This window comes from Pedobacter sp. ok626 (genome assembly GCF_900100435.1).
Classification (GTDB): domain Bacteria; phylum Bacteroidota; class Bacteroidia; order Sphingobacteriales; family Sphingobacteriaceae; genus Pedobacter.
The window spans coordinates 110,496-122,953 of sequence record NZ_FNEX01000005.1; the positions used below are offsets into that span (position 1 = coordinate 110,496).

Here is a 12,458-nt window from a genome sequence, read left to right on the forward strand (position 1 = left end):
ACCTGAAAGGTGTATTTTTGCGACATCATGCCGCCAGCACCTAAGAAAACATCCACTTCCAGAAAACCTACCTTCCGCCAAACCTATGAGTCCGATGCATCTGGCCGGCCTCGCAGAAAAGCTACTCCAAGAAAAAAAGTAGTAAAGAAAAAGCCCTGGCCGCTAGCTGTCAAGTTTTTTATTGCTGCTGTAGTGTTGGTGCTACTTTCCCCATTTTATTATGGCTATGTGATTAAAGGGTTCAGTTCTACCTGGAGTTGGATTAAGGATATTGGTGAAGACCCCAATTACCGCAGTTATAGTAGCTTTAATATTCGCATCCCTAAGGGGTATAATATTCATGGTATAGATGTTTCTTATTATCAGGGTAAGATAGACTGGAAGAAAGTAAAGTCCATGCAGGAAGATGATGTTAGGATAGATTTCGCTTTTATAAAGGCAACTGAGGGCTTATTTCAAGTAGACCCATATTTTCAACGCAATTGGCGTGAAGCACCAAAAGCAGGTGTGATTTGCGGCGCTTACCATTTCTTTCGCCCTCAAAAACCGGGAGAATGGCAAGCTAAGTTCTTTCTCCAGACCGTTAGTTTTGAAAGAGGGGATTTACCACCTGTTGTGGATATAGAGGAATTGAACGATGTTCCTGCCTCAAAAATGCGTATTGAGCTTGCTGGATTTGTAAAATATATAGAAAAGAAAACAGGGGTAAAGCCCATTATATACACAGGCCTTTCTTTTTACAAGGATTATCTGCAAGGGCATTTTGATGAGTATCCCTTATGGATTGCACATTATCATCAGCCGAAGTTAAAAGTAAGTAAGGCTACGAATTGGCATTTTTGGCAGCACTCTGATAAGGCGAAAATATCGGGTATTAATCACGTAGTAGATTTCAATGCTTTTAATGGAGATAGTCTGGCTTTTGATCGCTTGTTGATCAAGTAGTTTTGTGGCATTGCAATTGAGTTGTATAGTTTAGTTAAACTATATTTATCATGAAAAGACTAATCATTGCAGCATTAATTGGAGTAGCTTCAATAGCGAATATTAACTGGGCGAATGCTCAGATAAGCGTGAATGTAAATATAGGGTCCCAACCACTTTGGGGACCGGCAGGGTATGATCATGTGGATTATTATTACTTGCCCGAAGTTGATTCTTATTACTACGTACCTACAGGTCAATACATATACTTGCTGAACGGAGCTTGGACTCGGAGGAGCGCCTTGCCAACCAGATATCGTAATTTTGATTTATATAGAACTTATAAAGTTGTTCTCAATGGTGATAAGCCCTATCTGAGACATAATGATCATGTAAATAAGTATAAAAACTATAGAACATCATATAATAAACAAGTTCCTATAAGAGATCATAAGGATAAGAAATATGATGTCGTTAGAAATCGTCCAAATGTAGGTAATAATCGTCCGAACGTTGATCGCAGACCTGGTAATAAGGGTAATAGCCGTCCTGAAAGAGCTGGGAATGAGGGTAAAGGAAGGTCTGAGAACCATGGCAAGGGTGAAAATCGTGGAAAACATTAAAGAGGAATGAAACCGGATCCGCTTTCAACTGATCTGAATAGCTTTTGGTCGCAGGATACGCGGGCTTTATTGGAACAGTTTCATACACGCCCTGAAGGATTAAAGACGAGTGAAATTGGGGGGCGTAGGGAACAATATGGCTTTAATACGATCAAATCTGAAGGTAGGAAGAGTGATATATTGTTGTTTTTAGGACAGTTTAAAAGCCCAATCACCATTATCTTACTGGTAGCCGCCAGTTTATCTTTTTATCTGGGCGAGCACGTTGATGCCTTGATCATTATCATTATAGTCTCTTTTAGCAGTGTTCTAGGTTTCTGGCAGGAAAGGGCCGCTGGAAACGCAATCGCTCAATTGCTGGCAATGGTTAGGATACAGGCGAACGTACTCCGTGATGGAAAAGCAGGAGAGATTCCGGTTGAAGATATTGTGCCTGGAGATATGGTGCTGCTTAATGCAGGAGATGTGATCCCTGCAGATTCATTCATCATGGAATCCAATGAGTTGTTTGTTGATGAGGCGGCATTTACCGGAGAAACCTTTCCAGTAGAAAAGGAAGTTGGTATTTTAGCCTTGGACACGCCATTGGCCAAGCGGAGCAATTCACTCTTTATGGGAAGCCACGTAATTAGCGGTACAGCCAAAGCTATCGTAGTTGGAACCGGGGTAAATACCGAATTTGGGCGTGTGAGTCAGCGTCTTAAAAACCGGACGCCGGAAACTGAATTTGAGCATGGTATTAGGCGCTTTGGCTATTTCCTTATGGAAATAACCTTGGTTATGGTTGTTTTTATTTTTGGAATTAATGTATTGTTACATAAGCCTGTGCTGGATTCGATGTTGTTTACCCTTGCCATAGCAGTTGGACTAACACCGCAACTCTTACCTGCAATTATCACTGTTAATCTTGCTCAGGGCGCACGTAGGATGGCTCAAAAACAAGTGATAGTTAAGCGACTCAATGCTATAGAGAATTTTGGATGTATAGATATTTTGTGTTCGGATAAAACCGGTACGCTAACAGAAGGGAATGTAAAAGTGAATGATGGGTTGGATTGTACTGGTAAAGAAAGTGCTAAAGTTCTGAACCTGGCAAAAATAAATGCTATGCTGCAGCAAGGATTTAAAAATCCTATTGATGAAGCGATTTCGGCACTTGATCTTAAGGACTATAAAGAAAGAGAGCGGTTGGATGAGATTCCTTATGATTTTATACGAAAGCGTTTAACCCTGTTGGTTTCGTCTGATAGAGGTCCGCAAATGATTACTAAGGGCGCTGTAAGTCAGGTTACTGAAGTGTGTAGCTATGCTGAAGACGCTGAAGGGAAGTTAATAACTATTGCTAAAGCAAAACCTGGAATCCAAAAAACTTATGAGATACTAAGTGCAAAGGGCTATCGTACTTTGGGTGTAGCTTATAAAAATCTGGATAGTAAAGGCCCTATTCATAGAGCGGATGAAAAGGATATGGTATTTGCGGGGTTCGTGACCTTATTTGATCCAGCAAAAGAAGGGATTGCAGCAACCATTAAATCCTTAAAACATTTAGGTATTCACTTAAAGGTGATTACTGGCGATAATGCGCTTATTGCGAGAAGTATGAGTGAGCAGGTGGGTATGAAGGATGCTTTAATTCTTACGGGACCGGCATTGCGGCAAATGAGCGATGAGGCTTTACGTCACCAGGTACTAAAAACGGATATTTTTGCGGAAGTGGAACCTAACCATAAGGAAAGGATTATCCTTGCCTTAAAAAAGGCAGGAAAAGTAGTTGGCTATATAGGGGATGGCATTAATGATGCATCTGCGCTTCATGCTGCAGATGTTGGCATTTCGGTGAATACGGCGGTGGATGTGGCTAAGGAGGCTGCGGATATTGTCCTATTGGATCATGATTTGAATGTATTGATCGAAGGGGTGAAGGAGGGACGGCGGACCTTTGCCAATACACAGAAGTATATTTTTATGGCCACAAGCGCTAATTTTGGAAACATGTTTAGCATGGCTGGCGCGTCTTTATTTTTGTCTTTCCTACCCTTATTGCCTAAGCAAATTCTGCTGACCAATTTAATGACTGACCTACCTTCAATGGCTATTGCTACAGATAATGTGGATGAGGAATGGACAGCGAAACCCAGACGCTGGGACATTGGTTTTATTAAGCGCTTTATGCTAATCTTTGGGGTATTAAGCTCTGTTTTCGATTACCTTACTTTTGGTGTTTTACTGTTTTTCTTCCAAGCTGCTGAAAAGGAATTTCAAACCGGTTGGTTTATTGAGTCTATTGTTTCTGCAACGCTTATCGTTATGGTGGTGCGTACCAGAAAAACCATTTTTACCAGTAAACCTGGCAAATATCTGTTGATGGCTACGATACTAGTAGCTGTCCTGGCTTTGTTGCTTCCTGTCATGCCATTTGCAGCTATTATGGGTTTTTCAGCTATTCCTTTTAAATTCTATTTGGCAATGTTGGCCATTGTTGCGATGTACATTATTTCTGCTGAGCTGGTTAAACACTGGTTTTACAAGCGCTTTTATTAAAGCAACGGGGATAGCAACCTCGCAGCTTTTTCGAGTAATTGCTTGTACAAAGGACGATCTGCCCATTGCTCGGGATCGATTCTTACTGCATTTTTAATATCATTATAAAAAGCAGCGCTTAACTCAGTGGCGATTTGGGTATCGTAAACAATTGCATTTACTTCAAAATTGAGGTCAAAGCTTCTGAAATCCATATTTGCAGTGCCCACCATTGCTACTTTTTTATCGGTTACCATCGTTTTTGCATGTATAAAGCCTTTTTGGTACTGGTAAATCTGGACACCAGCTTTTAGGAGGTCGTTGTAATAGGATCTAGCTGCAGAGTTGACTAAAATAGAATCTGATTTGCCTGGTACCAACAACTTCACTGAGATTCCACTTAGGGACGATATGATGAGTGCATCCAGTAAACTCTCCCCTGGGATAAAATAAGGACTGGTAATTAGAATTTCATTGGTGGCCAGGTTAATAGCTTGCAGAATGGAAAATAAAATGGTGGGCAACTCTGAATCTGGTCCGCTGGCTGCGATTTGTACTATTTTGTTTTCTTCAGCTTTTTTGGGAGTCTTAGTGGGGAAAAAGTAGGTGTTGGGTTCTAATATGCTCTCGGAGCAGAAATTCCAGTCGCACACAAAAAGATATTGAAGGTACTGTGTACCTGGTCCATCAATGCGTAAATGGGTATCACGCCAGTACATTTGCTTCGCATTGCCATTAATGTACCTGTCGCTCACATTAATTCCGCCTACAAATGAGGTGTAACCATCAATGACAATTATTTTACGGTGATTTCGGTAGTTGAGACGGTTGGCTAGTAGTATAAAATGGACTTTTAGGAAAGGGTAGGCCTCGACTCCATTTTCAATAAGCTGTGGGACTATTTTTTTACGGATGTCTCTACTTCCAAAATCATCGTAAATAAAGCGGACTTTAACACCTTCCCTGGCTTTTGCAATCATAGCCTCTGCAAGCGCCACACCGATTTCATCATCCTCAAATATATAATACTCTATGTGGATATGATGCTTGGCTTCCTGAATTGCTTTTAATACTTCAGGAAACTTATCCTCTCCATTAATTAAGAGTTTTACTGCGTTTTTTGAGGTTAATGGACTCATTGAATCCTTTAATAGCATAAAGGCCAGTTCTTTATTGCTGAGGACTTCAGCGTTGTTTTCTTTAAAGGTTTTGGCTGAGGAATGGAGTAGATCTCGTTTGAACTTTGCGGCTAAGTCGTCGTTTTCAAATAGCTTTTTGGTATACATTTTTCGGTGCCGATAATTGATTCCGAAGAAGAAATAGAAGATCATTCCAAAAAAGGGGACAAATATGGCGAAAAGTAGGTAGGCAAGGGTTTTGGTCGTGCTGCGGGTATCGTAAATGATGCGCAGGCAAACGAGGATTAAGATAATGACATAAGCGATTTCAGCAATCAGCAGCCAGTTCATAATTGTAAGATTACATGAGTAGATGTGCTGTAAGTTAAGGATTTCAGCTTAATGTTTCCAAAGGGAATGGAGAGAAATTAATTATATGCAGACTATTCGTAAAAATGGGCAATAATACTATATTTGCGCCATTAAAGGATAATCTGAACTTTATTAATGCCCGGATGGCGAAATTGGTAAACGTTGCGGTCTCAGAAGCCGTTGGAGTACAATCCTTGAGAGTTCGAGTCTCTCTTCGGGCACGATAATCGTGTTAAACCGCCTAATAGTTAATGTGTTAGGCGGTTTTTTTATTTTATGGTGTCAATTAGGTGTCGACAAATGGCTACTAAGAAATGATAAAGAACTAAGTTTCAAATTTAAATGCTAGATAGGTTCCTATAACGCAGGAACCTATCTAGCATTTAAATTGCCTTTTTCATTTCATTATAATCAATAGGCCGAATATCCCCTCCATTCAAAAGCATTTCCCCGCAGCCGCCCTACCAGATTTTGTTGATCTAAAATCTTCGGATCTGGTTCTCTCTTTTGGGATTGGTCACCTTTAGCCGCCTCGATAATCAAAGATATTAATCTAAATTGTACAGTCACATAAACTTAACCTTAACGTAATATTAGCTGCCTTACTTTGCCATGAGAATTCGTTCAAATGGCATTTAAAGAGCTACCAGATCATATACTGATGAAACAATGCAAAGAAGGCAATGAAATGGCCTTCAATGTATTATTTCGTCGTCATTTTGATGACCTGCTCCAATACGCGGGAAGGCAGCTTAAGGATCGTGAGTTAGCTGAAGAGCTGGTGATGGATCTGATGTTAAAACTCTGGCGGCAGACAGAACTTGCAGAAATCCAGCATTTGAATCAATACCTCTACAGATCGGTAAAAAATGCGATCATCAGTCATTGGCGTAAAAAAGCATTGACATTTGTACCTCTTGAAAATCTGGAAGCTTCCAATGAACCCTTAAGCCGTTCAGCAGATTACGCTATAATTGATGCTGAAGTGCAGACGCTGTATCAGGATAAACTGGCTGCACTTAGTCCTCAGCGTCGTTTGGTTTACACGATGAGCAGGGAGCTCGAAATGTCTCATGCTGAAATCGCAGCGGAAACAAACCTCTCGATCAATACAGTGAAAAATCATATAAAAGCTGCACTCAATTATTTCAGAGAAGATCTGAAAGCCTATACCGAAGCAACTTTAATCCTTCTTTTATTATTCCTTTTTTAATTTATTTTTACTGTATATCAGTTGTTTACGTGTTTTGTTGAGAAAATAACATTTCCAATTAGCTCTTGCCAGCACTTTCTGCGTGTGTATGTATGAAGGGCAATAATAAATGGAACAGGAAACAGATAAAATACTGATCAGGAAATTCATAACAGGCAACTGCACATCGCAGGAGCAGGAGTATATAAAAAGACTGATGCTACAAACCGGTGGTCAGGAACTTTTTGAGCAGGTGATGGACGAAGACTGGCAGGAGTTTAAAAATGAAACACCAGCAACAGATCAGTACATTCAAAACTTTCAGCATAGGTTAAACAGTCGGCTGGATGATGTAAAACCAGATTTGGTAATCAAAAGGAACCATTTTTATAAATACGTAGCGATATGGACAGTATTGATTCTTGGGATAGCAGCTTATGGTGCATTACAGCTCAATAGCACACAGACGGCTGCCAGCATAGCCATGCTTTCGAGTCATAATCCAAACGGACAGCGTTCAAAAATTACTTTATCCGATGGTTCGGTAGTTACCTTGGGCGCAGGTAGTCACTTAACTTATCCTGAACATTTTAGCAACAATACCCGTGAAATCTCACTGGAAGGCGAAGCTTTTTTTGAGATCACCAAAAATCCGGAGAAACCCTTTATCATCCATACCGGAGCGGTACAGACTAAAGTATTGGGTACCTCCTTTAAGGTAGATGCTTTTAAGGGAGAAGAGGTACAAGTTGCCGTAGCCACGGGTATAGTAAGGGTAGACCGTAAAGCCGAAAATACGGGCAAGCTGGAATCAATTGCAGTATTGTTGCCCGGAGATGCGGTAAACTGGAACCCGGCCACAGGCACAGCAATTAAAACGAAGCGGGCAATAGAAGAGCTTACCGGCTGGCAAAAAGGAAAACTCAGCTTTACCGGTATGCCTTTAAAAAATGTTGTCAATGTACTTGAACGCTGGTACAATGTAACTATCGAAATCCGCAATAAAGAAGCCGGCGAGTATAAAATGAACATCATATTGGATGGTACACAGCCGCTAAAACAATTAATGGAGGTCATAAAGGTGACGACCAAAACACACTATAAGATGAACGGTAAAACTATAACCATCTGGTAGAAATTAACAATCACATAAATAACAGTAACCCTTAAAAACAGGAGGAACATGATATAAGCCAAAACTCATAAAAAAACCGCTCCCGAAACGGGAACGGCCTCACAATTTTTACTAAGCCATTGGTTTGACCGCCTGGCGGCTTAGCAGAAATAACAGTATAGCGATAAAGCTGTACTGATTAACAGATCTTTCGTAAGAAATAACCCGATAACGCACAAAATTATGCAAAATGTAGTAATAAGCTACGATAACACACTAAATAAACTGATATTCCTGATGAAGTTGTCTTTTATCATTCTCGCACTACAACTCACCTTTGCCGGGATGCTGGTAGCGGCACCGGCCAGTAGTCAGGATTTAAGCAAAGTAAAGGTAAATCTGGAGCTGAAAAATGTAGGAATAGCGGAAAGTCTGCTGATCCTGCAAAAGAAAAGTGGCATTAAATTCTCCTTTTATGAGCAACTGCTGGATAAGGAAACAAAAAAAGTAACCCTTCATTCCGCTGGTATTTCGGTAAGTGAGGCACTGAAAAGTATATTGAACAATACCAACCTTCGCTACAAGCCATTTAATGATTTTGTAGTCATTGAAGCCAAACCTGTTCCTCAGCAGCCGGGACGGATCTCCGGTAAGATTGTCGACGATAAAGGCGAAAACCTGCCTGGAGCTTCCGTTAAGGTGCTCGAGACCAGCCAGTCTGTACAGAGTACGGTAGATGGTGGCTACAACCTGAGTTTAAAGCCCGGAACTTACACCCTTGAAATCAGCTACATTTCCTTTCAAACCCAGCGTATTACCGGTGTAACGGTTACCACAGGTAAAAATACCGCATTAAACGTGGCGATGAAAATAGATGCCAAAGGGCTGAAAGAGGTAACCGTTACCTCGGGCTATAAAAAAGCCTCTGCCGCAGGACTGCTGACCAGGCAGAAGAATGCTTCAGAGATGACCAACGGGATCAGTGCGGAACAGATTGGGCGCACGCCTGATAAAAACATTGGAGAGAGCTTAAAACGCATCAGCGGCGTAAGTACCATGGATAACAAGTTTGTGGTGGTGCGCGGTATTTCAGACCGTTATGCTGCTGTTTTGGATGGTACAGCCCTGCCCAGTACTGAGGCACAAGGCCGCAACTTCTCCTTCGATATGATTCCCTCCAGTCTGGTGGACAATGTGGTGGTGAGTAAAACCGTAACTCCGGATATGAACACCGGTTTTGGAGGAGGCCTGATCCAGATCAATACCAGGGATATGCCTGCTGAAAATTTCATGAGCTTTTCTATCGGCACATCTTATAACGACCAGAGTACCGGGAAGCCTTTTTTTACACATAAACGTGGTAAATATGATTACCTGGCTTTTGACGACGGTGGAAGGAGTGCTCCGGATAATCTGTTAGTTACAAATCCGGCAGTTCAGGGTCCGGGAACAATTAAGGGAGATGAAACTTTAACACCTGCGGAATTTCAGGATCGCATAGATGCACAAAGCCGACGTTTTAAGAACGACCATTTTACACTTTACGAGGCTCCTGGTGCTGCTGGTCAGAATTACCAGTTTAGTTTAGGACAACTGTTAAACCTGGACACGGCTAAAGCTAACAACATGGGCTTTACAGCAGCATTAAGTTATCGGAATACCCAAAATAATACCATCTTTAAAGATTATCACCGGGGTAAATGGGCCGGTGAATACAACAACAATGGCAATTCCTATAGTTTTAATACCACCTGGGGTGCCATATTAAATGTGGGCGTGAAACTGGGGAAACACCGATTTAGTTCGCGTAACACGTATACCCGGATGTTTGATAATGACCTGGTAAGAACAAAAGGTTTCACGAGTGATTTTTCCGACCAGATTAACGTCCGCCCGCCAAATATACGGGAGAACGACAATCCCATATTTACAAGTCTGATGCAAAACAAGCTAATTGGTCAGCACCAATTGGGTAAAGTAAAATTGGAATGGGATGTGGCAAGAACAGGGATCAACCGGGAAGAAAAGGCGATAAGCACGGCTGAACAGGGGCCGGAGTTAATAGATGGACAATTTGTATACCTCTATGGTCCAGGTATGTATTCAGAACCCAGAGTAGCCCCGATGTCTAACCAATATTATGAAAATGATGAGCGTCATTATAGCTGGGGTATGGCGGGGACTTTACCTTTTAATATTGCTGGTTTACGCAATACAATTAAAATGGGTTTCTATGGTAACCGTAAAAAAGGAGGGTTTAGCTGGCAAATTGTACCTTTTGTTCAGAGCTCGAATGCAATTAATCCCGACATCAGATATATTCCAGTAAGAGAGATGCAGAAGCCAGAAAATCTCCGTTTGGATGGTTATGGATTTCAGATGTGGTTTAATGACCGTTATGCTGGCAAGAGCCGGAATGATGCAGCTTATTTAATGCTCGATAACCGTCTGGGTGAAAAACTACGCCTGGTATGGGGAGTACGTGCAGATTATTATAAATATACTGAAATCAGTAATCCAAAACTTGGAGGTGCAATGACTACTTTTGTTCCAAGGCCGGATCCTGCATGGCGATGGTTGCCATCGGCCAATTTAACATATAGCATTACACCGGAGATCAATTTCAGGACTTCATGGTCTATTTCCGTGGTTCGCCCGGAGTTGAATGATAACAGTAGTTTTTACCGATATAGTCCATATCTGGATGGCATGATTGAAAATGCCGGATTAACCAGTGTAAAGATTAACAATTATGATGTTCGTGCCGAATGGTTTCCTTCACTGGGAGAAACATTTTCGATAACCGGATTTTATAAACATTTCGATAGACCTATAGAATTAACTCAGTATGCGAATGCAAATACGTTTTACCTGATCTCGAACTCAGAATGGGCAAAAGTATATGGTCTGGAATTTGAACTCCGCAAGAGCTTAAATTTTATTGCGCAAAAGGAATGGTTAAACAATTTAACCTTGTTTGGAAATGCGACTTTACAAAAGTCGGAAGTAGAAGCTAAGTATAGGCCGCTTGATCTAGCTGCCGAAGAGGTTATTTCGAGAATAAAAAGGCCTATGACGGGTCAAGCTCCATATTTAATAAATATAGGTTTGCAATACCAGGCGTCACGTTTCGGTTTTAACGCGGTTTATAACAAAATCGGAAGAAAAACTTACATCGTTGCACCTGAAGCAAGATTAATTGACTATGAAATGCCGAGGAGTCAGACTGACCTCCAATTGAGTTATAAATGGTTAAAAAACAAGATGCTGGTTAAATTAAATGCGGGGAATATTTTTAATAAGGCCTCGGCTTTTTATAAAAATTCTCCTGATCCATTGGAATTTAAAAAAGAAGGCTATAAAGAAGGGACTTCTGATAAGTACGAAGCAGGAGAGCAAAAAACTTTTACCCGTAATTATGGACGAACTTTTAGTCTGCAGTTAAACTATAATTTTTAATTCAAAACATATGAACCTTAATATAAAATTTATCTTTTATTCTTGCCTGTGCCTGCTTTGGCTATCGGCATTTAGTTGTAAAAAGTTAGAATTGGCGGAGTCAGATCCTCCCAATGTAATCAACTTGTTCGTGAAGGGTACTACTTTAACAGATACGCTGGAATTCCTGAAAGATGGAAAGGTGATCGGGCAAACAGAAAAAGTGCATGGAGGATTTAATGTCAAAGTTGTGATGGTGGACGATGTAAGTACTGCATTAAAAATCCGCCTTAAGGGGCATACAGAAATCCTGGACACCCGTACAATTGATGGCAGTATTAAAACACAAAATATAACCTATTATTTTGATGGTGAGAAAATATATGCGGACTTTGTTCCGGTAAATGTGAAGGGCTTTGCGCAGGGAGAAGTGGAGTTTGTTATTGATGATAAGGTGCTAGGTTCCGTTAGCGGCGCTTTTGGTCCGGGTAGCGGCAAAGAGGTCCCGATAATAAATATAGGTGTCGATGCTGGTCAGACCCGACAGCTGCAGGTTCGTAAAAAAGGAACAACGAAATCCTTAATGAACAAAGAAGTTAAAGCCGGAGCGGCTGCGATACCCTGGATATTCTATTTCGACGGAGAAAAAGTTTTGGATAAAATAGAAGCGGGGCCTCCTGCGAATCCCGCGAATATGGTGCTGATCGCTTCGTTTACATCTAAGCTAAATATATTCCGTGGCCCTGCAGATCTGGTCTTATATGAATTGGAACAAGGGAAGCCGAGTTATGAATCAACGGCAACCACTATGAGGATTGAATTACCTGAAGATGGTACATTTAGTAAAAGCATAGAGATTCTCGCGATTCAGCAGACAGACCGAATTAAGTCTTATGTTTTCAGGATCGTTAAACGGGGGACCCTGACTGAGCTGCCTTACGATTTGACAAACGAGATTCTTCCTATGCTACCGATTGCTGGTTTTTCCGCGAATACCCTAGTCTTTACGCCTGGAGGTTCTGCCATTTTAACCATTAGTGACAGGAAAGAATATGATGATTGGGACGGCGGAACTGGCATTTACCCCATGGTGATTGATATTGCACCCTATTTTAAATAATCGAACTTGAGCTTATAGAGCCATTTCTTTACCTGTC

Annotated in this window: 8 protein-coding genes and 1 tRNA gene; 8 read left to right on the plus strand and 1 reads right to left on the minus strand. The window is 41.1% G+C overall.

Annotated elements, in window-relative coordinates; translation table 11 throughout:
* The first annotated feature begins 27 nt into the window (after window positions 1-27).
* From BLS35_RS08790 to mgtA, 3 genes are read left to right on the plus strand one after another with little or no spacing between them, the layout of a single operon-like run.
* The gene (locus BLS35_RS08790; RefSeq protein ID WP_090779942.1) at window positions 28-945 is read left to right on the plus strand and encodes a glycoside hydrolase family 25 protein; all 918 of its coding nucleotides are present in this window, start codon (window positions 28-30) and stop codon (window positions 943-945) included.
* Between the two features lie 50 nt (window positions 946-995).
* Window positions 996-1,547 (plus strand): hypothetical protein, encoded by a 552-nt coding sequence (locus BLS35_RS08795; protein ID WP_090779944.1) that lies wholly within the window; start codon window positions 996-998, stop codon window positions 1,545-1,547.
* 6 nt (window positions 1,548-1,553) lie between these two features.
* Window positions 1,554-4,088, plus strand: a complete 2,535-nt coding sequence (mgtA, locus tag BLS35_RS08800; RefSeq protein ID WP_090779946.1) for a magnesium-translocating P-type ATPase — start codon at window positions 1,554-1,556, stop codon at window positions 4,086-4,088.
* Here the strand turns inward: mgtA and cls are convergent.
* Window positions 4,085-5,536, minus strand: a complete 1,452-nt coding sequence (cls, locus tag BLS35_RS08805) for a cardiolipin synthase (RefSeq protein WP_090779948.1) — start codon at window positions 5,534-5,536, stop codon at window positions 4,085-4,087. The two genes, mgtA and cls, sit on opposite strands and share 4 nt — an antisense overlap.
* Window positions 5,537-5,694: 158 nt before the next feature.
* On the opposite strand from cls, the gene BLS35_RS08810 reads away from it, so the two are divergent.
* The 5 genes from BLS35_RS08810 to BLS35_RS08830 all read left to right on the plus strand — a co-directional run bounded on the left by BLS35_RS08810 (window position 5,695) and on the right by BLS35_RS08830 (window position 12,421).
* Window positions 5,695-5,778 (plus strand) — tRNA-Leu (locus tag BLS35_RS08810).
* Between the two features lie 407 nt (window positions 5,779-6,185).
* Window positions 6,186-6,770 carry an RNA polymerase sigma factor gene (locus tag BLS35_RS08815; protein ID WP_090779950.1) on the plus strand — a complete coding sequence of 195 codons (585 nt, stop codon included), beginning with the start codon at window positions 6,186-6,188 and terminating at the stop codon, window positions 6,768-6,770.
* A gap of 109 nt (window positions 6,771-6,879) precedes the next feature.
* Window positions 6,880-7,884, plus strand: a complete 1,005-nt coding sequence (locus BLS35_RS08820) for a FecR family protein (RefSeq protein WP_090779952.1) — start codon at window positions 6,880-6,882, stop codon at window positions 7,882-7,884.
* A 222-nt stretch (window positions 7,885-8,106) separates the two neighbouring features.
* Window positions 8,107-11,322, plus strand: a complete 3,216-nt coding sequence (locus tag BLS35_RS08825; protein WP_090779954.1) for a TonB-dependent receptor — start codon at window positions 8,107-8,109, stop codon at window positions 11,320-11,322.
* A gap of 10 nt (window positions 11,323-11,332) precedes the next feature.
* Window positions 11,333-12,421, plus strand: coding sequence for a hypothetical protein (locus tag BLS35_RS08830; RefSeq protein WP_090779957.1), 1,089 nt, complete (start codon window positions 11,333-11,335; stop codon window positions 12,419-12,421).
* Window positions 12,422-12,458: the final 37 nt, after the last annotated feature.

Excerpts from the sequence above, each read along its gene's own strand:
- BLS35_RS08790 (WP_090779942.1), top strand. The coding sequence starts at position 28 with ATGCCGCCAGCACCTAAGAAAACATCCACTTCCAGAAAACCTACCTTC.
- BLS35_RS08795 (WP_090779944.1), top strand. The coding sequence starts at position 996 with ATGAAAAGACTAATCATTGCAGCATTAATTGGAGTAGCTTCAATAGCG.
- mgtA (WP_090779946.1), top strand. The coding sequence starts at position 1,554 with ATGAAACCGGATCCGCTTTCAACTGATCTGAATAGCTTTTGGTCGCAG.
- cls (WP_090779948.1), bottom strand. The coding sequence starts at position 5,536 with ATGAACTGGCTGCTGATTGCTGAAATCGCTTATGTCATTATCTTAATC.
- BLS35_RS08815 (WP_090779950.1), top strand. The coding sequence starts at position 6,186 with ATGGCATTTAAAGAGCTACCAGATCATATACTGATGAAACAATGCAAA.
- BLS35_RS08820 (WP_090779952.1), top strand. The coding sequence starts at position 6,880 with ATGGAACAGGAAACAGATAAAATACTGATCAGGAAATTCATAACAGGC.
- BLS35_RS08825 (WP_090779954.1), top strand. The coding sequence starts at position 8,107 with ATGCAAAATGTAGTAATAAGCTACGATAACACACTAAATAAACTGATA.
- BLS35_RS08830 (WP_090779957.1), top strand. The coding sequence starts at position 11,333 with ATGAACCTTAATATAAAATTTATCTTTTATTCTTGCCTGTGCCTGCTT.